Annotated in this window: 24 protein-coding genes; 14 read left to right on the top strand and 10 right to left on the bottom strand. The window is 60.8% G+C overall.

Features of this window, described 5'->3' with window-relative positions; genetic code table 11:
• The first annotated feature begins 8 nt into the window (after window positions 1-8).
• Genes QM647_RS09815 through mmsB form a run of 4 tightly spaced genes read left to right on the top strand, consistent with a single transcriptional unit; the run spans window position 9 to window position 4,585 of the window.
• On the top strand, window positions 9-1,505 hold the full coding sequence (locus tag QM647_RS09815) for a CoA-acylating methylmalonate-semialdehyde dehydrogenase (protein WP_414995335.1): 1,497 nt from the start codon (window positions 9-11) through the stop codon (window positions 1,503-1,505).
• 52 nt (window positions 1,506-1,557) lie between these two features.
• The gene (locus tag QM647_RS09820; protein WP_414995336.1) at window positions 1,558-2,682 is read left to right on the top strand and encodes an acyl-CoA dehydrogenase family protein; all 1,125 of its coding nucleotides are present in this window, start codon (window positions 1,558-1,560) and stop codon (window positions 2,680-2,682) included.
• Entirely contained in the window at window positions 2,682-3,710 is a 1,029-nt protein-coding gene (locus tag QM647_RS09825) for an enoyl-CoA hydratase/isomerase family protein (RefSeq protein ID WP_414995337.1), read from the top strand. The genes QM647_RS09820 and QM647_RS09825 overlap by 1 nt, the downstream gene beginning before the upstream one ends.
• Complete coding sequence (mmsB, locus tag QM647_RS09830) at window positions 3,707-4,585, top strand: 3-hydroxyisobutyrate dehydrogenase (RefSeq protein WP_414995338.1); 879 nt, start codon at window positions 3,707-3,709, stop codon at window positions 4,583-4,585. Before QM647_RS09825 ends, mmsB begins: the two co-directional genes overlap by 4 nt.
• Here the strand turns inward: mmsB and QM647_RS09835 are convergent.
• The gene (locus QM647_RS09835; protein ID WP_414995339.1) at window positions 4,582-4,887 is read right to left on the bottom strand and encodes a hypothetical protein; all 306 of its coding nucleotides are present in this window, start codon (window positions 4,885-4,887) and stop codon (window positions 4,582-4,584) included. The genes mmsB and QM647_RS09835 overlap by 4 nt on opposite strands.
• 114 nt (window positions 4,888-5,001) lie before the next feature.
• Window positions 5,002-5,484 (bottom strand): GNAT family N-acetyltransferase, encoded by a 483-nt coding sequence (locus tag QM647_RS09840; protein WP_414995340.1) that lies wholly within the window; start codon window positions 5,482-5,484, stop codon window positions 5,002-5,004.
• 142 nt (window positions 5,485-5,626) lie between these two features.
• Between QM647_RS09840 and QM647_RS09845 the strand changes: the two genes are divergently transcribed.
• Window positions 5,627-6,124, top strand: a complete 498-nt coding sequence (locus QM647_RS09845; RefSeq protein WP_414995341.1) for a CAP domain-containing protein — start codon at window positions 5,627-5,629, stop codon at window positions 6,122-6,124.
• A 3-nt stretch (window positions 6,125-6,127) separates the two neighbouring features.
• Here QM647_RS09845 and QM647_RS09850 read toward each other — a convergent pair whose 3' ends face one another.
• The 4 genes from QM647_RS09850 to QM647_RS09865 all read right to left on the bottom strand — a co-directional run bounded on the left by QM647_RS09850 (window position 6,128) and on the right by QM647_RS09865 (window position 10,582).
• Window positions 6,128-7,579, bottom strand: a complete 1,452-nt coding sequence (locus tag QM647_RS09850) for a bifunctional 2-methylcitrate dehydratase/aconitate hydratase (RefSeq protein WP_414995342.1) — start codon at window positions 7,577-7,579, stop codon at window positions 6,128-6,130.
• Between the two features lie 2 nt (window positions 7,580-7,581).
• Window positions 7,582-8,742, bottom strand: a complete 1,161-nt coding sequence (gene prpC / locus QM647_RS09855) for a 2-methylcitrate synthase (RefSeq protein WP_414995343.1) — start codon at window positions 8,740-8,742, stop codon at window positions 7,582-7,584.
• A 227-nt stretch (window positions 8,743-8,969) separates the two neighbouring features.
• Window positions 8,970-9,857 (bottom strand): methylisocitrate lyase, encoded by an 888-nt coding sequence (gene prpB / locus QM647_RS09860; protein ID WP_414995344.1) that lies wholly within the window; start codon window positions 9,855-9,857, stop codon window positions 8,970-8,972.
• Between the two features lie 95 nt (window positions 9,858-9,952).
• Window positions 9,953-10,582 (bottom strand): TetR family transcriptional regulator C-terminal domain-containing protein, encoded by a 630-nt coding sequence (locus QM647_RS09865; protein WP_414995345.1) that lies wholly within the window; start codon window positions 10,580-10,582, stop codon window positions 9,953-9,955.
• A 151-nt stretch (window positions 10,583-10,733) separates the two neighbouring features.
• Here QM647_RS09865 and QM647_RS09870 point away from each other — a divergent pair, with 151 nt between their 5' ends.
• Window positions 10,734-11,477: a helix-turn-helix transcriptional regulator gene (locus tag QM647_RS09870; RefSeq protein WP_414995346.1), complete on the top strand. Its 744-nt coding sequence runs from the start codon at window positions 10,734-10,736 to the stop codon at window positions 11,475-11,477.
• 30 nt (window positions 11,478-11,507) lie between these two features.
• Here QM647_RS09870 and QM647_RS09875 read toward each other — a convergent pair whose 3' ends face one another.
• Both QM647_RS09875 and QM647_RS09880 read right to left on the bottom strand, forming a co-directional pair.
• Window positions 11,508-13,451, bottom strand: a complete 1,944-nt coding sequence (locus tag QM647_RS09875) for a CocE/NonD family hydrolase (protein ID WP_414995347.1) — start codon at window positions 13,449-13,451, stop codon at window positions 11,508-11,510.
• Window positions 13,452-13,454: 3 nt separating this feature from the next.
• Window positions 13,455-14,996 carry a S10 family peptidase gene (locus tag QM647_RS09880; RefSeq protein ID WP_414995348.1) on the bottom strand — a complete coding sequence of 514 codons (1,542 nt, stop codon included), beginning with the start codon at window positions 14,994-14,996 and terminating at the stop codon, window positions 13,455-13,457.
• A 283-nt stretch (window positions 14,997-15,279) separates the two neighbouring features.
• On the opposite strand from QM647_RS09880, the gene QM647_RS09885 reads away from it, so the two are divergent.
• From QM647_RS09885 to QM647_RS09920, 8 genes are all read left to right on the top strand, one after another.
• A complete protein-coding gene (locus QM647_RS09885; RefSeq protein WP_414995349.1) occupies window positions 15,280-15,774 on the top strand; it encodes a DUF3617 domain-containing protein in 495 nt (164 codons plus the stop codon).
• Between the two features lie 194 nt (window positions 15,775-15,968).
• A complete protein-coding gene (gene ung / locus QM647_RS09890; RefSeq protein WP_414995350.1) occupies window positions 15,969-16,664 on the top strand; it encodes a uracil-DNA glycosylase in 696 nt (231 codons plus the stop codon).
• A 108-nt stretch (window positions 16,665-16,772) separates the two neighbouring features.
• Window positions 16,773-17,534, top strand: coding sequence for a hypothetical protein (locus QM647_RS09895; protein ID WP_414995351.1), 762 nt, complete (start codon window positions 16,773-16,775; stop codon window positions 17,532-17,534).
• 177 nt (window positions 17,535-17,711) lie between these two features.
• A complete protein-coding gene (locus QM647_RS09900) occupies window positions 17,712-17,843 on the top strand; it encodes a hypothetical protein (protein WP_414995352.1) in 132 nt (43 codons plus the stop codon).
• Window positions 17,840-18,496 carry a DUF3617 domain-containing protein gene (locus QM647_RS09905; protein ID WP_414995353.1) on the top strand — a complete coding sequence of 219 codons (657 nt, stop codon included), beginning with the start codon at window positions 17,840-17,842 and terminating at the stop codon, window positions 18,494-18,496. Before QM647_RS09900 ends, QM647_RS09905 begins: the two co-directional genes overlap by 4 nt.
• A 64-nt stretch (window positions 18,497-18,560) precedes the next feature.
• Complete coding sequence (locus QM647_RS09910) at window positions 18,561-19,172, top strand: DUF3617 domain-containing protein (RefSeq protein ID WP_414995354.1); 612 nt, start codon at window positions 18,561-18,563, stop codon at window positions 19,170-19,172.
• On the top strand, window positions 19,169-19,978 hold the full coding sequence (locus QM647_RS09915; RefSeq protein WP_414995355.1) for a PhzF family phenazine biosynthesis protein: 810 nt from the start codon (window positions 19,169-19,171) through the stop codon (window positions 19,976-19,978). Before QM647_RS09910 ends, QM647_RS09915 begins: the two co-directional genes overlap by 4 nt.
• Window positions 19,979-19,996: 18 nt before the next feature.
• Window positions 19,997-20,902 carry a DUF1080 domain-containing protein gene (locus QM647_RS09920; RefSeq protein WP_414995356.1) on the top strand — a complete coding sequence of 302 codons (906 nt, stop codon included), beginning with the start codon at window positions 19,997-19,999 and terminating at the stop codon, window positions 20,900-20,902.
• Here the strand turns inward: QM647_RS09920 and QM647_RS09925 are convergent.
• Window positions 20,899-21,273, bottom strand: coding sequence for a VOC family protein (locus QM647_RS09925; RefSeq protein ID WP_414995357.1), 375 nt, complete (start codon window positions 21,271-21,273; stop codon window positions 20,899-20,901). The genes QM647_RS09920 and QM647_RS09925 overlap by 4 nt on opposite strands.
• A 53-nt stretch (window positions 21,274-21,326) precedes the next feature.
• A complete protein-coding gene (locus QM647_RS09930; protein WP_414995358.1) occupies window positions 21,327-22,226 on the bottom strand; it encodes a DUF4349 domain-containing protein in 900 nt (299 codons plus the stop codon).
• Between the last annotated feature and the right edge of the window lie 48 nt (window positions 22,227-22,274).

The raw sequence follows: 22,274 nt of genomic DNA on the forward strand, positions 1-22,274 counted from the left end.
GAGACCTGATGCGCGAGATATCCCACTTCATCAACGGCAAGTCTGTGGCTGGCGCATCAGGTCGCTTCGGCGATGTCTATAATCCCAATACCGGTCAGATCGAGGCGCGCGTGGCTCTGGCCACAGCCGCCGAGATCGATGACGCCATCCAGAAGGCCGTGAAGGCGCAAAGTGGATGGGCGGCCATGAACCCTCAGCGCCGGGCACGGGTGATGTTCGCCTTCAAGGCGCTGATCGAGCAGAATATGGAGGAACTGGCGCATCTGCTGTCCTCCGAACACGGCAAGGTCATTGCGGATTCCAAGGGCGATATCCAGCGCGGACTTGAGGTGGTGGAATTCGCCTGTGGCATTCCGCACCTGCTGAAGGGCGACTATACTGAAGGCGCCGGACCGGGCATCGATGTCTATTCGATGCGCCAGCCTCTGGGCGTGGTGGCCGGTATCACGCCGTTCAACTTCCCTGCCATGATCCCGCTGTGGATGTCGGCGGTGGCGCTGGCCTGCGGCAATGCCTTTATCCTCAAGCCTTCGGAAAAGGACCCGTCCGTGCCGGTGCGCCTGGGCGAGCTGCTGATTGAAGCGGGGCTGCCTGAGGGCGTTTTCCAGGTTGTCCATGGCGACAAGGTGGCGGTCGATGCCCTGATCACCCATCCGGATATCAAGGCGGTGTCGTTTGTCGGCTCGTCGGATATCGCCCAGTATATCTATGCCACGGGCGCGGCGCACGGCAAGCGCGTCCAGGCCATGGGCGGCGCCAAGAACCACGGAATTATCATGCCGGATGCCGATCTCGACCAGGTGGTGAAGGATATTGTCGGGGCGGCCTATGGCTCGGCCGGTGAGCGCTGCATGGCCTTGCCGGTGGCGGTGCCCGTGGGCCAAAAGACGGCGGATGCCTTTGTCGAGCGCATGATCGACGCGGCGCGCAATCTGAAAGTCGGGATATCGACCGATGCCGAGGCGCATTACGGGCCGGTGATCTCTGCCGCCCACAAGACCAAGGTGGAAAACTATATCCAGATGGGCGTCGATGAGGGCGCAGAACTTCTGCTCGATGGCCGCGGGCTGAAACTGCAGGGGCATGAGGCGGGCTTCTTTATCGGGCCAACCCTGTTCGATCGCGTCAGGCCGGACATGGTGACCTATCAGGAGGAAATCTTCGGGCCGGTGCTGCAAGTCGTGCGCGCCGAGACCCTGGAAGAGGCGGCGGCCCTGCCGTCCCAGCACGCCTATGGCAATGGCGTGGCCATCTTCACGCGTAACGGCCTGGCGGCGCGGGAATTCGCGGCCAAGGTCAATGTCGGCATGGTGGGGATCAATGTGCCGATCCCGGTGCCGGTGGCCTATCACAGCTTCGGCGGCTGGAAGCGCTCGGCATTTGGCGACATGAACCAGTACGGCGAGGACGGCGTGCGCTTCTACACCAAGGTCAAGACGGTCACCCAGCGCTGGCCGGACGGTGATATCGGCGATCAGGCCTTTGTCATTCCGACGATGAGTTAAAGTACGAAACCTTTCCCGTGAGAGGAGAGGGTAAAACAGGCCAGGAAACCCAATGCCACTGAACGACGACCAGCTTATGATTCAGGCGGCGGCGCAGCGTTTTGCGTACGACCGCCTGCGGCCCCATGCCGGCGAGTGGGACGAACATAAGCACTTTCCGGTCGATGTGATGCGCGAGGCGGCGGGGCTGGGTTTCGCCGCCATATATACCGGCGAGGCGCATGGCGGATCGGGGCTGTCCCGCCTCGATGCCGTGCTGATCTTCGAGCAGTTGTCGCGCGGCTGCATCGCCACGGCGGCCTTCCTGTCGATCCACAATATGTGCACCTGGATGATCGACACCTTTGGTTCGGCGGCCTTGCGCGCACGGTTCGTGCCCCGGCTGACCGGCATGGAACTCATCGCCTCCTATTGCCTGACCGAGCCGGGCTCCGGCTCCGATGCCGCCGCCATGAAGACACGCGCCGAGGCAGAGGGTGAGACCTATGTGCTCAATGGCTCGAAGCAGTTCATTTCCGGCGCCGGCACCTCGGATATCTATATTGTCATGGCGAAGACTGGCGAGACCATATCGGCTTTTGTCGTGCCGAAGGCGACGCCGGGCCTGAGCTTCGGCGCCAATGAAAAGAAGATGGGCTGGAACGCCCAGCCGACGCGGCAGGTCATTTTCGAAAACGTGCGCATCCCGGCCGAAAACCGCATCGGCGGGGAAGGCGAGGGCTTTAAATTCGCCATGAAGGGGCTGGATGGCGGCCGGCTCAATATCGCAGCCTGTTCACTCGGCGGCGCGCAGGATGCCCTCGATCGCGCCCGGCAGTATGCGGGTGAGCGCAGCCAGTTCGGCAAGACGCTCGATCAGTTCCAGGTGACGCAGTTCAAGCTGGCCGATATGGAAACCGAACTCCAGGCGGCGCGCACCCTGCTTTATGAAGCGGCCGCAAGACTTGATGCCGGCGCGCCCGACGCCACCCGCTGGTGCGCCATGGCCAAACGCTTTGTCACCGATACCGGCTCGAAAGTCGCCAATGAAGCGCTGCAAATCCATGGCGGCTATGGCTATCTGCATGACTATGGCGTCGAGCGTATCGTACGCGACCTGCGGGTGCATCAGATTCTCGAAGGCACCAATGAAATCATGCGCGTCATCATCGCGCGCGATATGTTGAAAGGGCAGTGATGGACGTTGTTATCCGCATTGAGAACGGCATTGGCCGCATCACGCTCAACCGTCCGCAGGCCCTGCACGCGCTCAATACCGACATGTGTCGGCGGATGAGCGAGGCCCTGACCGAATGGGCGACCGACGATCGCGTGAAGCTCCTGATGATCGACCATGCTGAGGGCACACGTGGTTTCTGTGCCGGTGGTGATATTCGCATGGTGGCGCAGTCCGGCCGGGTGGATGGTGTCGAAGCGGCTGATTTCTTCCGTATTGAATATACGCTCAACACGCAGATCAAACGTTTCCCCAAGCCCTATATCGCCTGCCTCGATGGCGTAACCATGGGCGGTGGTGTTGGTATCTCGATCCATGGGTCGCACCGCATCGCTACCGAACATACGCTATTTGCCATGCCGGAAACGGGTATCGGCCTGTTCCCCGATGTTGGCGGTTCGTGGTTTCTGCCGCGACTGGAGGGTGAGTTGGGCACCTGGCTGGCCCTGACAGGGGCGCGACTGAAGGGGCGGGATGTGCTGGCCGCAGGCATTGCGACCCATTTTGTGGCTTCCGAAAAACTGCCGGAGGTAAAGGCGCGGATTCTGGCAGGCGAGGCGCCGGATACGGTGCTGGCCGGCTATACCGAGACACCCCGAACGCCGGTCTATGCCGAGCATCTCAATATCATCAATCATTGTTTTTCACGTCCGACCGTCACCGATATCTGTCTGGCGCTGAAAATGGCCGATGATGACTGGGCGACGGCGCAGGCCGATATCCTGAAAACACGATCGCCGCTCTCCATGGCCGTATCGCTCGAACAACTGCGGCGCGGCGCGCACATGTCGTTCTTCGAGGAGATTATGCGGATGGAATACCGCATCGCTTGCCACATTATCCGCACGTCCGACTTTTCCGAAGGCGTGCGCGCGGTGATCGAGGACAAGGATCATGCGCCGCAATGGTCGCCACAGACACCGGCGGGCGTATCGCAAAGTCAGATAGAGACCATGTTTGCCCCGGTGGCAGAGGAGCTGGCGCTATGAAAATCGCCTTTATCGGCCTGGGCCATATGGGCTCCGGCATGGCGGCCAATCTGGTGAAGGCCGGGCATGCCGTGCGCGCCTTCGATCTGAGCGAGGCGGCGATGGCGCAGGCCGTTTCCGATGGCTGCATCGGCGCGCCGTCCCTGGAAAAAGCCTGTGAGGCAGTGGAAGCTATCATTACCATGCTGCCCGGTGGCCAGCACGTCCTGTCCGTCTATTCGCAGGTGGTGGAGCACGCGCCGAAGGGCGCCTTGCTGATCGATGGCTCGACCATCGATGTCGACAGCGCCCGTCAGGTGGCGACACAGGCGCAAGTCGCCGGTTATCCGATGATCGATGCGCCGGTCTCCGGCGGAGTCACCGGCGCGAAGGCCGGCACCCTGACCTTCATGTGCGGCGGCCCGGACGCTGCCTATGAGCGTGCCGAACCGATCCTGAAACAGATGGGCAAGACGGTGATCCATGCCGGGGCGGCAGGGGCCGGTCAGGCGGCCAAGCTGTGCAACAACATGCTGCTGGCCATCACCATGATCGGCACCTGCGAGGCCTTTGCCCTGGCGGAAAAGCTGGATCTGAAGGATCAGGTCTTCTTCGATATCGCCTCCAAGGCCTCCGGCCAGAACTGGGCCCTGACCAGCTACTGCCCGGTGCCGGGGCCTGTACCGACCTCTCCGGCCAATAATGATTACCAGCCGGGCTTTGCCGCCGCCCTGATGCTGAAGGATCTGGGGCTGGCCATGCAGGCGGCGGCCCAGACCAACGCCGATACCCCTTTGGGCTCACGGGCGCATGCGCTTTATGAAGCCCTGTGCAACCAGGGCCACGCCGCACAGGACTTCTCCTATATGATGGAACGGATCAGGCGCGGGGCCTAAGCCCTAATGTAATTCAACACTTCCGGGCTGTTGGCGGCGGCGGCCATGACCACCTTGTTGAGGCCCTGCTGGGTGGTGCGCTCGTCGATCTCACCCTTGCGATACATCCAGGACAGCTTGCGCAGATAGTCGCGCAGGGCGATCTTGTCGTCCTCGCCGAAGCGAACCGAGGTCATGGATTCGATCTTGGCCTGAAGCTTTTCCCGTGCGGCCCGGCCTTCGCGTACGCCAACCTTGAAGGCGGCCATATGCTGATCGACGAACGCCTTACGCGTGGCTTCATTAAACAGATTGATACTCATGATAATGCTCCCGAAAAATCATGCGGGGACCGTCGCACGGACAAGCGCCTTCGCCAACTAACGCTTGCTCACTTCCGCGTTAGCCGCGAACACCAAAAAGGTGATCAATTGTGATCAGAGCGTTTTGTACATCACGAAGGCATCGACAAAGCCCAGGCGCGGATGATCGAAGGCGCCCGGCAGGCAGCCGGCGATCTCAAAGCCCAGTCTTTGCCACAGGGCGACGGCGCGCGCGTTGCTGCTGACCACGAAATTGAACTGCATAGCGCGGAAGCCCTGCGTCTTGGCCGTTTCCAGCGCGTGGCGGCACATGGCGCTGGCCACGCCCTTGCCGGTGGCCTGCGCCGAGACCATAAAGCCGCAATTAGCGACATGGGCGCCGCCGCCCTGGCGATTAGGCATCTGGAAATAGTGACCTAGGATTTCGCCGTCGCTTTCCGCCACATAGACCTGATGCGGCGGCGCGAACCAGTAGGCGAGGCCGGTGTCGCGGTCCCAATCGCGCGGCAGGGAATAGGTTTCCCCTTCGCGGACGATCGGTTCGATAATGGTCCAGATGGCGTCGTGGTCGGCGGGGGTGGCGGGTCTGATAAGCATGCACCGGCTATACGGTTTGTTGATCGCCGCGAAAAGCCTTAATGGCGAGGTGAGGTCGGGTATTTGGAAAAGGTTGGGCATTTGGAAAAAGTTAACGCCTCAGGCGCATCGTCGTCACTACCCCCATCGGAACCCTTCAGTAATGCGTACCCTTGCCCTGCTTACGGCCGCCTGTGCCTGCCTTGTTTCCACACATGTTAACGCCATGCCGCACGGCCCGGAAGGCGATGTGCTGGCCATGATCAATGCCGAGCGCGTCCGCCATGGTTGCCAGCCCCTTCGTGTTGAAGCCCGCCTGTCCGAGGCTGCCGAACGTCAGAGCCGCGGCATGGCCGAGCGCCACTATTTCAATCACAATGCCCCGGATGGCTCCACGCCGGGGCGGCGCGTGCAGGATACCGGCTATGTCTTCCAGATGGTCGGAGAGAATATCGAGGTCAATACGGATGATCCCGAAGAGGTATTCGCCACTTGGATGAACAGCCCCGGTCATCGGCAGAACATTCTGATGTGCGCCTTCAAGGAGACCGGCATCGCCATGGCCTGGCAGGAAGACGACCAGCGCGTCCCCGGTGTGCCGCCGGAATTCCATGCCTACTGGACCCAGGTCTTCGCCATGCCTCTCAATCTGGGTAAATAGCCGTCAGATCACATAGAGATCGACATAATCATTGACCGGCATGGCCTCAAGCGCCACCTGGTCGAGACTGACCTTTAGTATGGCGGCCTGCTGCTTTGCGGGAAAACGGCGCGCCAGGTTGGTGCGGAACTTGGCCTCCAGCAGAGGGATGCCGTCGGTGCGCCGGCGTTTATGGCCGATTGGGTATTCGACCACGACCTCATCAAGCACCGTGCCGTCAGTCAGTTCCACAGTCAGGGCATTGGCGATCGAGCGCTTGTCGGGATCGTGATAGTCGGTGGTGAATTGCGGGTCTTCAATGCAGATGATCCGGTCTCGCAACACATCGATGTGCGGATCGGCCGCCACGCTGTCTTCATAATCGGCGGCGGTCAGGCGGCCGAAGATCAGCGGCACGGCGACCATGTACTGGATGCAGTGATCGCGGTCGGCGGGGTTATCGAGCCGGCCCTTCTTGTCGATGATGCGGAGGCAGGCCTCGTGCGTGCGGATGGTGATGCGTTTGATATCCCCGGTCGTCTTGCCGAGGGCCGCAAGCTGGTGGTGCAGCCGCATGGCCGCCTCGACCGCGGTCTGGGAATGGAACTCGGCGGGAAAGCTGATCTTGAACAGAATCTGCTCCATGACATAGCTGCCATAGGGGCGCTGGAATTTGAAGGGCTGGCCCTTGAAGAGCACGTCGTAAAAGCCCCAAATCTTGGCGGTCAGGACTGACGGATAGCCCATCTCGCCTTTCTGCGCCATGAGAGCCAGCCTGACCGCGCGGGACGTTGCGTCGCCGGCCGCCCACGACTTGCGCGAGCCGGTATTGGGGGAATGGCGATAGGTGCGCAAGGACTGGCCATCGACCCAGGCCAGAGAGACGGCATTGACAATCTCGTCGCGATCCAGCCCCAGCATCTGCGCCACCACGGCGGTGGAGGCGACCTTGACCAGCACCACGTGATCGAGCCCGACCTTGTTGAAACTGTTTTCCAGCGCCAGGCAGCCTTGGATCTCGTGGGCCTTGATCATGGCGGTCAGGACATCGCGCATGAGCAACGGCTTTTTACCGGTAGAGACCGCAGTGCGTGACAGCCAGTCGGCGACGGCCAGTATGCCGCCGAGATTATCGGACGGGTGTCCCCATTCGGCGGCCAGCCAGGTGTCATTGAAATCGAGCCAGCGGATCATGGCGCCGATATTGAAGGCGGCCTGAACGGGATCGAGCTGGAACTGGGTGCCGGGCACTCTGGCGCCATTCGGCACGATGGTGCCGGGGACGATCGGGCCCAGCAGCTTGGTGCAGGCGGGATAGTCGAGCGCCTCCAGCCCGCAGCCGAGGGTATCGATCAGGCAGTTGCGCGCCGTTTCATAGGCAAGGTCGGAGGTGACCTCGTAATCGAGGACATAGTCGACGATATCGACAAGAACCTGATCAGGGGCGGGGCGTTCGTTAGGTATATGGGCAGACATGGTTAGGGACGGTCTTTCAGTGGCACAAAGGGCCGGTCTTCCGGGCCGGTATAGTTGGCATTGGGACGGATGATCTTGCCGTCCTGGCGCTGTTCGATAATGTGCGCTGACCAGCCGGCCGTGCGCGACATGACGAACAGGGGCGTGAACATGTCGGTCGGCACGCCCATCATGTGGTAGGAGACCGCCGAGAACCAGTCGAGATTGGGGAACATCCGCTTGGCGTCCCACATCACGCTTTCCAGCCGCTCGGCGATGTTGAACATCTTCAGGCTGTTCTGTTCATTGGACAGGCGGCGCGCCACTTCCTTGATCACCACATTGCGCGGATCTGAGACCGTATAGACCGGATGGCCGAAGCCGATGATGACCTCCTTGCGGTCGACACGGGCGCGGATATCGGCCTCGGCTTCATCCGGATTGTCGTAGCGTTTCTGGATATCGAAGGCGACTTCGTTGGCGCCGCCGTGCTTGGGGCCGCGCAGGGCGCCTATGCCGCCGATGATGCAGGAGTAGAAGTCGGACCCCGTGCCGGCGATCACGCGGGCGGCGAAGGTCGAGGCATTGAACTCGTGTTCGGCGTAGAGGATCAGCGAGGTGTGCATGGCGCGCACCCAGGAGTCGGGTGGCGGCTTGCCGTGCAGCATGTGGAGAAAGTGGCCGCCGATCGAGTCATCGTCGGTCTCGACCTCGATACGCTTGCCGTTATGGCTGAACTGATACCAGTAGAGCAGCATGGAGCCGAGTGATGCCAGCAGCTTGTCGGCGATATCGCGCGCGCCCGGATGGTTATGGTCCTCGCGCTCCGCCGACTGGCAGCCGAGCACGGAAACGCCGGTGCGCAGAACATCCATCGGGTGCGTGGAGTAGGGCAGGCTTTCCAGCACGGCCTTGAGCGTGGCGGGTAAGCCGCGCAGAGACTTCAGCCGCGTCTTGTAGGCGCTCAGTTCGCTGGCATTAGGCAGCTTGCCGTGGACTAGTAGGTAGGCGATTTCCTCGAATTCGGACGTCGCCGCCAGATCGAGGATGTCATAGCCGCGGTAAGCCAGGTCATTGCCGGTGCGCCCGACCGTACACAGGGCGGTATTGCCGGCAATCTGGCCGGACAGCGCCACGGATTTCTTGGGCTTAAAGCCAATCGATTCAGCGGGAGTATCCGCCATGGCTTGTCTCCTGTTCCTGTCTGTTTTGCCGGTCTTTGCCGGCTTCATTTTTGAACCACGAAAAGCACCAAAAGCACGAAAAAGCACAAAACTCTTAGTGTTGTGACTTCGACGCGAAGCGTCATTCATCAGCCATATAACACTGAGCCGTTGGTTGCCCTTCGGGCGAAAACGATTCAGCGATCTCAGATTTTCGTGCCTTTTGGTGCTTTTGGTGCTTTTCGTGGTTAAACCTTATTGCTGTTGAAGAGCGCATCGAGACGCGCCTCAAATTCCCAGTAACCGATGCGGTCATACAGTTCCTCGCGGGTCTGCATGGTGTCGAGCACATTGCGTTGGTGGCCGTCGCGACGGATAGCCTCATAGACATTTTCCGCCGCCTTGTTCATGGCGCGAAAGGCCGACAGCGGATAAAGCTGGATGGCGACGCCGGCCGAGGCCAGTTCCTCGCGCGAGAACAGCGGCGTCTTGCCGAATTCGGTGATATTGGCCAGCACCGGCACCTTCACGGCGTCGACGAAACGGCGGTAGGTGTCGAGATCATAGGCCGCCTCAGCGAATATACCGTCTGCCCCGGCTTCGACGCAGGCGATGGCGCGCTCAATAGCGGCGTCCACACCATCGACGGCGATGGCGTCGGTGCGGGCAATCAGGAAGAAGTCGGGATCGGTTTTCGCATCCGCGGCGGCTTTGACCCGGTCGACCATCTCAGCGGTGGAGACGATCTCCTTGCCGGGGCGATGGCCGCAACGCTTGGCGCCGACCTGGTCTTCGATATGGCAGGCGGCCGCGCCGAACTTGATCAGTGACTTGATCGTGCGTTCGATATTGAAGGCGGAAGGACCGAAACCCGTATCGATATCGACCATAAGCGGGAGATCGCAGACATCGGTAATGCGACGAATATCGGTCAGCACGTCATCGAGTGTGTTCAGGCCGAGGTCGGGCATGCCCAGAGACCCGGCCGCCACGCCACCGCCGCTGAGATAGATGGCCCTATATCCGGCACGCTTCGCCAGCAGGGCATGATTGGCATTGATCGTGCCGACGATTTGCAAGGGCTTTTCAGCGGCCAGGGCAGCACGGAACTTCCCGCCGGCGGAGGCAATCGTCATGGCAATATCCCTGTTTGTTTTTCTTGAAGGTATCAATTGAAACCATCAAGGTCAAGTCACAGGTTATTTACGTCTGCGTAAAGTTTTCCGTCAATTCACTCTGTCTTGATTGCGCGCAAACCATCGAGATATACGCGCAACTGCTTCATGCCGGAAAGCAGGACACGGGCATCCTGTCCGGTCTTGGCCAGTGAAATATAGCCCTCATAGCTGGCCACAAAGAAGGTGGCCGTTTCGCGCGCATCGATATCGCGTCTGACCTTGCCATTGACCTGGCCCAGCCGCAGGGCATCGGTTACACCGCCGATCCAGTTGGTGAAAATCTCTGACAGACGCATCCGGAAGCCCTCGTCGAGCGGTGACATCTCCTGTGCCAGGTTATTGAGCGGGCAGCCGCCATTGACCTCGGCCTCCGACGTGCCGGTGTCCTCCAGTATGCCGATCAGGGCATCGATCGGATCATCGACATCGTCAAGCGGCGCCAGCCATTTGTCCTGGGTGATCCTGGCGATCACGCCCTCGATCACCGCATGGCCGAGGGCCTCCTTGCCGGAGAAATGATGGTAAAGCGCGCCTTTGGTGACGCCCGCCTTGGCCAGGATCGTGTTCAGGTCGCTGCCGCGAAAGCCGGACTGATACACCTCTTCGAAGGCCGCATTGACCAGATGCTCACGGGTACGACCGGAATCCCGGCGGGAAGGAGTGGAGGCGATGATCTTTTCCATACCGACCAGTATGTATGATGCACGGGTAGAGTCAAGTCTTCACAATATGTGCGGTCTCGCCGGAATTATGCTGACAGAATGTGTCATCAGGCGGATGATAGGCAAGTCTCAGTGCCGCGTACCTGAGCCCACCTGACCAAAGGATGCCGTCATGTCACGCGCCACCCGCCTGCTGGACCTGCTGCAACTGCTGCGCCGCCACCGCTATCCGGTTTCGGGCGCTGAACTGGCGCGCGAACTCGATATTTCCCTGCGCACGCTCTATCGCGATATCGGGGCGCTTCAGGCACAAGGGGCGCATATCGAGGGCGAGCCGGGGGTCGGTTATGTGCTGCGGCCAGGCTATATGCTGCCACCGCTGATGCTGAGCCAGGAAGAACTGGAGGCCCTGGTTCTGGGTGTAAAGTGGGTGGCGGATCGCGGCGATGCCCGGCTGGGCAATGCGGCGCAAAACGCCCTGACCAAGATTGTCGCTGTCCTGCCGAAGGATCTGGCGGACGAGATCGAAACCTCCGGCCTGTGGGTGGTGCCCAGTTGGTCGACCCCGGAAAGCCGTATTGACCTCGGCGATATCCGCGCCTCTATCCGCAATGAAAGCCGTGTACAGGTCCGCTATACCGACCTCAAGGAGGTGACGACCGACCGCGTGGTCTGGCCGATCGCACTTGGTTTCTTCGAACATATCCGCATGGTGGTGGTGTGGTGCGAGATGCGCCAGGCCTTCCGCCATCTGCGGGCGGACCGGATCGTCTCCTGGACGCCGCTGGAAAACCGCTATCCCAAACGGCGCGCCGTATTGCTCAAGGCGTGGCGGGCGGAACGTGACGCTGAACATGCCGAGTATGAGGCGGCCGTCGCAGCGAAGACGGTATCGGCCGCCGTGGCCGTGCAATAAAAAACGCCCCCGAAACCGGGGGCGTTTTCTTTATTCCTTGACGATCGGCAGCCAGACCGCCGAGGCGGTATCGGCGCCGCGATAAACGCTCTCCGTCGCCGCCTTATAATCCGAGGCCTTGGCGTTGAAGATATTATCGACAAAGGTCTGCGGATTGCGGTCGTAAAGCGGGAACAGCGACGATTGCACCTGAATCATCATCTTGTGTCCCGGCAGGAAGACGTGGTCGATGTTCGGCAGGGCGAACTTGTATTCTTCCACCTTGCCGGGTGTCAGGGCTTCCGGCTTGTCGAAGCCATGGACATAGCGGCCACGGAAGATTTCGATACCCATCGGCAGTTCGAAACCGGCCATAGACGGCTTGGAGCCTTGAGAGGCATCTTCCGGCGATTCATTGGGATAGACATCGATGATCTTGACCACCCAGTCGCTGTCCGTACCCGAGGTGGCGGCAAACAGATCGACCTCCGGCGCCCCCATCACATGCACGGCCTTTTCCAGCGGCGCGCTGGTATAGGAGAGCACGTCCGGACGGTCGGAAACGAAGCGCTGATCATGGACCAGCCACGGCTTCCACTGCGAGGCATCGGACATATTGATCGGGCGCGGAATGAACGGCACCGGCTTTGACGGGTCGGAGACATAGTCGTCATGTGCCGCCGCGGCCGGCTTGTCGAAGCTGGCTGTGGCATTGTCGCCGATATAGAGCGGGGTCAGGGTGCCCATCGGCCACTTCGGCGACTCGTCCCAGTGATTGACGCCGGTGGCATAGGTCAGAACCGGCGGGGTCTTGGGATCGGGCGCGCCCTTCAGATAGTGGTCGAAGAAGGGCTTCATATACTTGACGCGGAATTCCTGCGCCGTGTCGCCGGTGAAGGTGAGGGCGCCGAGATCATAGCCATAGTGGTTGACGCCGGAATGGCGCCACGGCCCGATGACCAGCGAGACCATGTCGTTGTTGGTGTCCTTGGGCTCGATCGCCTTGTAGACCGCCGGGGCACCGTAGGAATCCTCCTGGTCCCACTGACCGACGACCAGCATGGTCGGCACCTTCAGCGGCTGTTCGGCCATCCACTTGTCGACCGCCTGGCCGGACCAGAAGGTCGTATAGGCGGGGTTTTCCATCAGCTTGCGCACGAACGGCACCTGATCGATGCCCCATTTACGGGCGTAATCACCGACCGAACCGGCATCGAGATAACGGTTATAGTCATCACCTACACCGCCGGGGATGGCGGCGCCGGCCTCAGCCTTGCCGGTGCTCTGCTCCAGGGCATAGTCGAAGCTGCTGACGCGGAAGGCGCCGTTATGGAACCAGTCGTCGCCCATCCAGCCATCGACCATCGGGCTCTGCGGCACGGCGGCCTTCAGCGCCGGGTGCGGATTGATTTCGGCCATTAGCGAGGTGAAGCCGAGATAGGATGAGCCGACAATGCCGACCTTGCCGTTCGATTCAGGGATGTTCTTGGACAACCAGTCGACGGTGTCGTAGGCGTCGGTCGATTCATCGATTTTGGTGTCATTGAGCGGTCCGGCGAGCGGACGGTTCATGACGTAGACGCCTTCGGAATTATGGATGCCGCGAATGTCCTGCGTTACGATGATATAGCCGTCATCGACGAACTCATTATACATCGCCGGCAGCACTTCCTTGATCGTCTGGCTGGAGCTGCGGGCCATGGTGCCCTTGGCGTCATAGGGCGTGCGGCTGAGCAGGATCGGGCCGTTGGTGGTGCCCTTTTTGAAGACGATGACCGTGTAGAGCTTGGTGCCGTCGCGCATCGGTATCATGACGACGCGGCGGACGAAGTCGGCGTCGGGCCGGACCTTGTCATAGCTGTCGAATATGTCCGGCGTCATGGGCGTGACCGGCGCATTGGCGGCGGGCGCCGGGGCCGGCTTCGGCTTGGCCATCACAGGAGACGAGGCCAGGGCCAGGAAGGCGGCGGCGCAGGTGAGGGTGCGGAAGGTCATGACTTAATCCTTGCTGTAAAGGGCCTTGGCATCGGCCTTGAAGGCGGTGCCGCTGCCGGCGCGGCTGTAGAACATATGGCCGCCGGGATAGACCGACAGCTTGACCTGGCGGGTGCCGCCGAAGGTCGGCATCTGGTCGATGACCAGTTGCGAAGCGAAGAAGGGGCAGGACAGGTCGTTATAGCCGTGAGCGATCAGCACCTTCATCTTGGGATCGTTGGCGATGGCCTGGCGCAGGTCGCTGACCGGCTTGTCCTCGTTGGGATACTGCTGCCAGCCTTCACTGACGATGGGTGACAGGGCCTCGTAATGGGCGTCCGTCTTCCAGCCCACCTCACGGGTGACGAAATCGGCCATGGCGCTGGTGGTGGGGGCCAGCAGGGCGTTCAGGATCGGGTCGCCCGATTTCTGGCTGGCGGATTCGGGGAAGGGATCGTAGGCGGTGACGTTGGAATCGTACCAGCTGCCGATCTTGCGCTCGTTGCGGTGGCTTTCGCGGATAAAGGTCATGCTGTCGACGCGGCCGTCCATACGTGCCACCAGGGCCGGATCGAGGCCGGTATATTCCGACACCTTGGCGACCAGGCGGCTGACGGCCTGCGGATCGGCGCGGCCGGCCAGGAAGTCGGTAACAAACTGGGTACGGTCGTATTGCTCGACCTCGGCGATGGCGGCGGGGGTCAGCTTGCCCTGCTTTTCCAGGTTGGCGGCGGCCATGGAAGGCAGGTTGATCATCCAGGGTAGGGGCGAAAGCGCGGTTTCCGAACCGACAGCAGCCGGATCGAGATAGGGCGAAACCATGATCAGACCGGAAACGCCGACGCCCATGCGGGTCTGCAGGGCATTGGCGATGCGCGGGGCACGGTAGCCGCCGTAGCTTTCCCCCATCACGTATTTTGGCGAGCGCAGACGGCCATTCTTGACCAGCCAGTCATAGACCACGCGCGACAGGTACTGGATGTCGGCCTCGGTGGACCAGAAGTCCTTCTTGGTTTGGTCATCGTCTTCCAGCGAACGCGAATAGCCCGTGCCGACCGGGTCGATGAAGACGAGATCACTCATGTCGAGCCAGCTGTTGGGATTGTCGACCGTGGTGCTGGAATCGGAAGGCGAGTCGCCTTCGTCGCCGAACTGGACGCGCTTGGGACCGATGGCGCCCATGTTGAGATAGACGGATGCGGCGCCGGGACCACCATTGAAGGCGAAGGTCACCGGACGATTGGGATCCTTGCCGGGCACGATATAGGCCGTGAAGACGACATCAGCGATTTTCTTGCCCTTGGCATCACGGACCGCGATACTGCCGACCGTGGCGTCGTAGGCCAGGGTCTTGCCGTCGAGCTGGATCGACTGATGGATGGTCTTGTCTTCCGGCAGAGGCGGCAGGCCTTCGTCGCTCTTGTCATCTTTGTCGGCAGGTTTATCGGCGGCGGCATCCGGCTTGGCCTTGTCAGCGGCGGCGGCGGGCAGGACGGCGCCGGCAAGCAAGAGGCAGGCCATGCCAGCCAGCAGGGCGCGAACAGAAACAGAGGAGCGGTGGATCACTGGGAGACCTTGTATTTATGTCGTTATCATTACGAAGCGATGACAATACACAGTTGGCGATCTGATACAATATACGCCGGTTTCATTTGCATCGAGGGGTGATGAAAATGCAAAAAGATGATGTGGGACTCAATGATGGACTCTTGTTCTGTTTTGCGTGGTGAAATAAAAAACTGATAAATCTCAAATATTTGAACATGGATTTGCTTGCGTAACGCGGTTCGCGGTGTAGGGTGTGCGCGGGCGGAGCTTCGGGGTTTTTGCTGTGACAGGAGCCTTGTTCATGAGTCCGACCCTTGCCCTGGCCTTTACCGGCGCCGCCGGTTTCCTTTTTGGCGTGGCGTCGCCCGCCCTTTTCGATCAGGTGCCCCCCGATGCCAGTCCCACCCCGGCGGCCGCGGCCGTGGCCGGCAGCGCCCCCCAGGTCAGCGATGCGCCCGTCCTGCCGGGACCGGACAGCCTGTGGGAGATTACCACGATCACCACCGTAGCCGGTCAGACGCCGACCACCACCACGGCCAGCCTGTGTGCCAGTCTGGAGGACCTTAAGGCGCCGCCCGCCGCCGTCACCGGGCCGCAATGCGACGGCCAGCAATTCAGCGAGGCGCGTAAAACCGTTTCCTGGAGCACGGATTGTGCGGCGGTGAAGGGGACCGGATCGATCACGATCGCCGAGGACGGCCAGTCCTTTGGCGGCGATGTGACGGCCTCTGCCGCCGGGCAGGACACCACTCTGCATGTGATGGGCAAGGTCACCGGCACCTGCACCAAGTCTTAAGGACAGAAAAGGTTTAACCACGGAAAGCACGGAAGTAATTACGCAAAGAGTTTCCGTGTCTTTCTGTGCCGCCGTGAAGCGGTGGTTCCGTGCTTTCCGTGGTTAAACCTTACTTTTGTTACCTCATCCACTATCCTGCCTTGACTGGAAAAGAGAGTCGCGGCCCCATGCGCGACAACAAAGGGACCGCGCTCATGACCGATATCAAACTCGATGAAGGCTGGAAGACCCTGCTGGCGCCGGAATTCGCCATGCCCTACATGGCCGACCTGAAGGCCTATCTTCAGGAACGCCGCGGGGCGGGCGCACGGATATTTCCCAAGGGGAATGACTACTTCCGGGCGCTCGACCTGACACCGCCGGAAAAGGTCCGGGTCGTGATCCTGGGACAGGACCCCTATCACGGCGAAGGACAGGCGCATGGCCTGTCGTTTTCCGTGAAGCCTGGCGTGCGCATCCCGCCATCATTGGTCAATATCTACAAGGAACTGCAGGGCGATCTCGGTATCGCACCGGCCCCTCACGGCTTCCTCGAACACTGGGCGAAGCAGGGCGTATTGCTGCTCAACAGCGTGCTGACGGTCGAGATGGGCATGGCCGCCGCCCATCAGGGCAAGGGCTGGGAGAAGTTTACCGATGCGGTCATCCGCGCGGTCAATGATCTGCCGCAGCCTGTGGTCTTCATCCTGTGGGGCAGTTACGCGCAGAAAAAGGCGGCCTTTGTCGATACCTCCAGGCATCTGGTGATCCGATCAGTCCATCCGTCGCCGCTATCTGCCCACAACGGATTTTTCGGCACGAAGCCGTTCTCGCGCGCCAATGATTTTCTGGCGTCCAAAGGCTATGCGCCAATCGACTGGCGCTTGCCGGATCAGCCGACAAGCGGATAAGTAGTCATTTTCCACGATATATGTCGCCGGCGAAACAAAAACTCCCCATTTCATCCTTACAAACCGCCTTCTAAAGGTTGGCGGGGGCCGATCGTTCGGAGTTTTTTCATGAAATCCAGTTTTCACCTTCTGTCCGCCAGCGTCGCCGTACTGGCCTTGTCCGCTCTGGGCCTGTCCGCCTGTAGCCCGTCCACGCCGGCTTCCACCGCCTCGGCTTCGAGCGAAACAGCTACGGTGACTACGGATGACACCACAGCGGATACCACCGAAGCGGTGACGGACAGCGAAGCCAGCTCGGCGGCGACCGTCGTGGTCACCCAGGCCGAGACCTACGATCCGGTGGTGATCAAGCAGATGGGCCAGAAGCCCGGCTACTGGGAAGTGAAGCATACCGATCCGAAGACCAAGAAGAGCTACGTCACCCATGTCTGCGTCGACACGGCGCTGGGCGCGAAGATGACCAACCAGGGGCCGGTTTCGGCGCCGTCCGATCGCCGCGACTACAAGGATGACGCCAGTTTCAAGGGCGAATGCCCGAGCGGTGTTCGCGGCGGCGATGTCCAGAAGAGCGACGGCAAGAAGGTCAATGCCTATGGCGACCGCAAGCCGCAGGCGAACGATCATGACCAGGCGCCGGGCAATGGCCAGGACAACAAGCCGGGTAATAACGACAGTCGCCCGAACGAAAACACTCCCGGAAACAATGCGGGCCCTAACGCTCAGAAGGACCAGTCAGGCGCTAAGACACCGCAAGGGTCTAACAATCCGCATGCCACGCCAGCGGAACAGCATGGCAATGACAAGCCGAAATCGGATCGCGCCGGCGATCAATCGACCAGCTCGGCCTTGCATCCGGGTGAAAACCACTAGTAAGTATGGCCTCAAGCCCCACTTCCGAATTTCGTATTTATAATTCCCGTGATTATGGTTTCGGAAGCGGGGCGTTTGAGAAGGTCATTTATGAAGCTATTTTTTCGTGTGTTTTCAATTGCCTGTGCCACATTTGCCTTAACTGGCCTTGGTGCCTGCCATTCGGAAACGAGCGATATGGAAGCCATGTCGTCGGATGAAAGTCCGGCGGCCAGCCTGACCGCAGAAGAAGCGGCGGCCTATGCCAGCTATGTGCCGGACATGGATTTCGATAAGAACACGCCCGATGGGGAGGCGGCGTCAAAATGAGGGCGACGGGTGTTTTTGCTACGGGGCTGATATTCCTGACGATCGCGGGCGGTCTGGCGGGATGCGGCAAGCCGGAAAAACCCCGGACACCGTTCGTGGAAGATGGCGGTGGTCTGTCGGCTGCCACCGCCTCGGCTTCTGAAGCCAGCATGGAAAGCAGCGCGGCCACTTCAGAAGCTGCGCCCGTCTACCAGATCAGCGCCCTGGGCCAGCGCGCCGGCCTGTGGCAACTGACCCAGACCCTGCCGCAACTGGGCGGCAAGACGGTGGCGAAGATCTGCGTCAACGATGCCCAGGGCGAGAAGCTGGCCCTGATCGGCCATGATCTGCCGGGCAAGCCGGAAATGGCGCATCTCGAATGTTCGGCCCGAACCGTGACCAAGAGCGATGATGGCGCCGACATCGATACGGTCTGCATGGTCAATGACACCACCCTGACCTCGCATATACATGTCGATATCGTTGGCCACGAAGCTTTCCACCAGACGGTCGAGACCCGTTATTCCCCTGCCTTTGCCGGCCATGGCGATCAGGTGACGATCACTGACGCCAAGCGCCTGGGCGACTGCCCGGCCGACATGAAGCCGGGCGATTACATCACGGGCGATGGCGTCAGGATCGGCGCCGGCGTGGTGCTGGCGAAATTTCGTTAAATCACCGTTCCTAACGCCGTTCTTCGGATGTATGCTGGCCGCATACAAACCGGAGGAGGCTGTGATGACCGTTCTGCGTTTGCGTACCTGGGTATTGATGGCGGCGTTGGGGGCACTGGCCGGCTGCAGTCCGTCGAAAGCCCCTGACGGCCAGGCGTCCGCCAGCGCCGAAGTGGCAAAGCCGGCCGCGCTTGCCGGCACCAGCCCGATCCTGCAGAAGCCGGGCCTGTGGGAAATCTCTACCGAGGTGCAGGGGCTTCCCAAGGGGATTGTCAGCCAGTTGTGCGTCGACGAGGCCTTGAGCGGGCGCATGGCCGAGATCGGCCTGAAAGGAATGAATGGCAATACGCACTGCTCGCAGAAGAATGTCGTCAGAACCGGCTCCACACTTGATATCGATTCGGTGTGCGAAATGATTGGCCATACCGTCACCAGCCATATTCATATGGAAATGGTCGGCGACAGTGAGTATCACCAGACAGTCACCGCCACGACGACACCGCCAATGACGGGGGATGGCAAGTCCACCACCCGGATTACCGGCAAGCGCACCGGCGACTGTCCGACGGATATGAAGGGCGGGGACATGGTCATGCCGGGCGGCATGAAGATGAATATGTACGACGCGGTGAGCCGGGCAGCGGCCGCCAATTCAGGCCAAAAAAGGATTGCATGAAACAGTATCTGATCGATGCCTTTGCGGACCAGCCGTTCAAGGGCAATCCGGCCTGTGTGCCCGAACCTTTCGATGCCTGGCCGGATGACGCCTTCATGCAGGCCCTGGCCATGGAGAACAACCAGGCGGAAACGGCTTTCCTGCTAAGAACCGACGATCCGGCGCGGTTCGGCCTGCGCTGGTTTACACCGGCTATCGAGGTGCCTTTGTGCGGACACGCCACCCTGGCCTCGGCCCATATGCTGTTCCGCGAAATGGGACTGACGGCGGATGAAGTCCGCTTCGATACCTTGTCGGGACCGCTGATCGTCCGGCGCGCGGGCCGTGGGTATGAGATGGATTTCCCCGGTTACCTGCCGCACGAAATCGCGCCGGTACCGGAGATCGAGGCCGTATTGGGCGTGAAGCCGCAACGCTGCTATGGCGGTCCGGCGCTGATCGCTTTCCTTGACAGCGAAGCGGCGGTGCGGGGCGTGACGCCGGACCTGGAAAAGCTGACCGCCTATCAGGGGACGGCCTATACCGATCGCCATCTGATCGTCACGGCCTTTGCCGATGAAGGCAAGCCTTACAACGTGGTCAGCCGTTTGTTCGCGCCGGATATGGGCATACCGGAAGACCCGGCCACCGGCTCCATGCACTGCATGCTGGCGCCGCTCTACCAGGCTCTGACCGGAAAAGCGGTGCTCGACTACTATCAGGCCCACCCGAAGCGCGGGGCGCATTTGCAGTGTGAAGTGGCCGGTGATCGCGTCAAATTGCGCGGTCAGGCGGTGACCGTGGCGCGCAGTGATCTGCTGATATAAAAGACGTTGGGAAGATAGATGTTGAAGACCTTTGCCCTGGCGGGCGCCTGCCTGCTGGTTTCGTTCGTTTCTGCGCAGGCGGAAGCGCCAGTCTTCAAGCCGCAGACACTGGTGCTGAAACACATTCCGAAAGCGACCGGTCCGGCTGTAGCGCTGTTCAATGGCAAGGATCTCGATGACTGGAGCGCCTGGCTGGGCTATCGCGACCCCGGCCTGACCTATAATCCCGGCAGTGCCCGTCCCATCGGTCCCGGTGGTAAGGGGGATACTTTCTCGGTGGTGGCGGAAGACGGTGCGCCGGCTCTGCGGGTGAGTGGAGAGACCTGGGGCAGTTTGGTTCACAAGGGCGACTTCCGGAATTATCACCTCCATCTCGAATATAAGTGGAGCGGCAAACGCTATGCGCCGCGCCTCGATCAGCCGGAAAACAATGGCCTGCTGTATCACACGCATGGAGCGCCCGGCGCGGTCTGGGGCACCTGGTCAAGGTCCGTGGAGTTCGAGATCATGACCGGCAGCGTCGGCATGGTGGTGCCGGTAGGGGCGGGGCTGGCGGTCGATTCGAGCGTGGCGATCGATCCGGCGATCATCGATCCGAAACAGCGGTTCATGGTGGGCGCGCCGAAAGGCGCGGCAGTCGGCAATACGGCGCTGTGGAATATCGAGAACAATGTCAATGCCGACAGGCCGGTCGGCGAATGGAACCGGCTCGACCTCTATGTCTTCGCCAACCATGCCGTCCATGTCGTCAATGGCGTGCCGGTGATGGAGGTCTGGGGCCTTTGTGATAAGGTTTCGGCGGACGCGCCCTGTGAACCCCTGACCCACGGCGCCATCCAGCTTCAGTCCGAAGGGGCGGAGACCTTCTTCCGCAATATCACGATTGAGCCGATCAATAGCCTGCCGGTCATTGAGGCGCACTAGACCGAAGCGGGTTCCCACAGCTCGATCTTGGTGCCTTCGGGATCGAGAATATGGGCAAAGCGGCCGCTGGGGTCTTCGTCATTACGCCAGATCGGCTTGACGTCGTGTTCGGCGCAACGCGCCAGCATGCTGTCCATGTCGTCAACACAGAAATTCAGCATGAACTCCCGCTTTGACGGCTTCATATAGTCGCTGTTGGACTTGAACAGTGAAAAGACCTGAATGGTCTTTTTCGGTGCGAGCTGAGGGGGGATAGCCGTTCCGAACCAGTTCGCGTCCATATTCATGCCCAGCACCTCGCGATACCATTTCGCCAGCGCCTTGGGCTTTTTTGCCTTGATGAAAACGCCCAGCCCTATGACCTGCGCCATAACCGGTCTTCCTTCCTGCTTTTATCTCTGCGGCAAAATACCGACGATTTGGGTCAGGATTCGGGCTTGGGCCGGGATTTTCGGTTTTTCCACCATCTGCTGAAAAGCCAGATCGCGGGCGTAAGAACAACCGCCAGCGGTAGCAGGAAGGCGGCGATGGTGATCAGCGCGCCGACCATCTGCATCATATTGTTGAGGATATTGCGCAAGGCATTGGTGACCGGACGGAAAGTGCCGTTCGAAGCGGCCGCCGCCTCGCTCTCGTAGGTGAGGGTGAGATGCGTGGTGGCCACCCGCTTGCGCAGTACCGCCAGGCTGGATTGGGCGGAGTCGATTTCGCTCTGCACCTGGGACAGCTGGGTTTCGGCCTCGACCAGATCGGCGACCTTGCCGGGGTGGCTCTGGATGATGGTCAGCAGGCGATCCCGCAGGGCCAGCTTGTTCTTGAGGTGCGCGTCTGTATCGACGATCTGCAGGCTCAGATCTTCACTGGTGACGTTCTGTGAGGTCAGGTGGCCGCCGACTTTCCTGAGGCCGCTGTCGAGATTGCCTTGCCAGGCGGTAAGCCATTGCGGCGTAACCCGAAGTTCCAGGGTTTTACGGACATAGCTGCTGTCGGGGTTGTTATTGGCGCTCAGGGAAATGACCTGACAGACGCCCGGTCCGGCCTTGGCGCAGGCCGCCTGATCCGCAGTGATCAGGGTCTCTATGCCCTTGGCGGAGGCCGAAAAGCCATACGCATAGTCATAAGCCAGTTGCGGGGCGCCGGATGGTGCGTCGGCTGGGGGCTTGGCATTGGCGGCATCCACCGGGCCGGGCGGCGCCACCAGATCCACATTGACCTTCTCTTCAGCGAAACCTTCTTCTGTCGCCGGTTTTGGCGTGCAGCCGCCGAGCGTCAATGCGATCCCCGCCGTCAAAAGAATGGCGGTTGGAATGAAGCGATATGTCATGGCGGTCCCCCCGGCGCATTGTTAAGCCGACTATGACTCCGAAATGCA

It is taken from the genome of Asticcacaulis sp., from assembly GCF_047605585.1.
Lineage (GTDB): Bacteria > Pseudomonadota > Alphaproteobacteria > Caulobacterales > Caulobacteraceae > Asticcacaulis.

Bases quoted from the DNA above. Each gene is read 5' to 3' on its own strand.
- QM647_RS09815 (WP_414995335.1), top strand. From the start codon at position 9: ATGCGCGAGATATCCCACTTCATCAACGGCAAGTCTGTGGCTGGCGCA.
- QM647_RS09820 (WP_414995336.1), top strand. From the start codon at position 1,558: ATGCCACTGAACGACGACCAGCTTATGATTCAGGCGGCGGCGCAGCGT.
- QM647_RS09825 (WP_414995337.1), top strand. From the start codon at position 2,682: ATGGACGTTGTTATCCGCATTGAGAACGGCATTGGCCGCATCACGCTC.
- mmsB (WP_414995338.1), top strand. From the start codon at position 3,707: ATGAAAATCGCCTTTATCGGCCTGGGCCATATGGGCTCCGGCATGGCG.
- QM647_RS09835 (WP_414995339.1), bottom strand. From the start codon at position 4,887: ATGAGTATCAATCTGTTTAATGAAGCCACGCGTAAGGCGTTCGTCGAT.
- QM647_RS09840 (WP_414995340.1), bottom strand. From the start codon at position 5,484: ATGCTTATCAGACCCGCCACCCCCGCCGACCACGACGCCATCTGGACC.
- QM647_RS09845 (WP_414995341.1), top strand. From the start codon at position 5,627: ATGCGTACCCTTGCCCTGCTTACGGCCGCCTGTGCCTGCCTTGTTTCC.
- QM647_RS09850 (WP_414995342.1), bottom strand. From the start codon at position 7,579: ATGTCTGCCCATATACCTAACGAACGCCCCGCCCCTGATCAGGTTCTT.
- prpC (WP_414995343.1), bottom strand. From the start codon at position 8,742: ATGGCGGATACTCCCGCTGAATCGATTGGCTTTAAGCCCAAGAAATCC.
- prpB (WP_414995344.1), bottom strand. From the start codon at position 9,857: ATGACGATTGCCTCCGCCGGCGGGAAGTTCCGTGCTGCCCTGGCCGCT.
- QM647_RS09865 (WP_414995345.1), bottom strand. From the start codon at position 10,582: ATGGAAAAGATCATCGCCTCCACTCCTTCCCGCCGGGATTCCGGTCGT.
- QM647_RS09870 (WP_414995346.1), top strand. From the start codon at position 10,734: ATGTCACGCGCCACCCGCCTGCTGGACCTGCTGCAACTGCTGCGCCGC.
- QM647_RS09875 (WP_414995347.1), bottom strand. From the start codon at position 13,451: ATGACCTTCCGCACCCTCACCTGCGCCGCCGCCTTCCTGGCCCTGGCC.
- QM647_RS09885 (WP_414995349.1), top strand. From the start codon at position 15,280: ATGAGTCCGACCCTTGCCCTGGCCTTTACCGGCGCCGCCGGTTTCCTT.
- ung (WP_414995350.1), top strand. From the start codon at position 15,969: ATGACCGATATCAAACTCGATGAAGGCTGGAAGACCCTGCTGGCGCCG.
- QM647_RS09895 (WP_414995351.1), top strand. From the start codon at position 16,773: ATGAAATCCAGTTTTCACCTTCTGTCCGCCAGCGTCGCCGTACTGGCC.
- QM647_RS09900 (WP_414995352.1), top strand. From the start codon at position 17,712: ATGGAAGCCATGTCGTCGGATGAAAGTCCGGCGGCCAGCCTGACCGCA.
- QM647_RS09905 (WP_414995353.1), top strand. From the start codon at position 17,840: ATGAGGGCGACGGGTGTTTTTGCTACGGGGCTGATATTCCTGACGATC.
- QM647_RS09910 (WP_414995354.1), top strand. From the start codon at position 18,561: ATGACCGTTCTGCGTTTGCGTACCTGGGTATTGATGGCGGCGTTGGGG.
- QM647_RS09915 (WP_414995355.1), top strand. From the start codon at position 19,169: ATGAAACAGTATCTGATCGATGCCTTTGCGGACCAGCCGTTCAAGGGC.
- QM647_RS09920 (WP_414995356.1), top strand. From the start codon at position 19,997: ATGTTGAAGACCTTTGCCCTGGCGGGCGCCTGCCTGCTGGTTTCGTTC.
- QM647_RS09925 (WP_414995357.1), bottom strand. From the start codon at position 21,273: ATGGCGCAGGTCATAGGGCTGGGCGTTTTCATCAAGGCAAAAAAGCCC.
- QM647_RS09930 (WP_414995358.1), bottom strand. From the start codon at position 22,226: ATGACATATCGCTTCATTCCAACCGCCATTCTTTTGACGGCGGGGATC.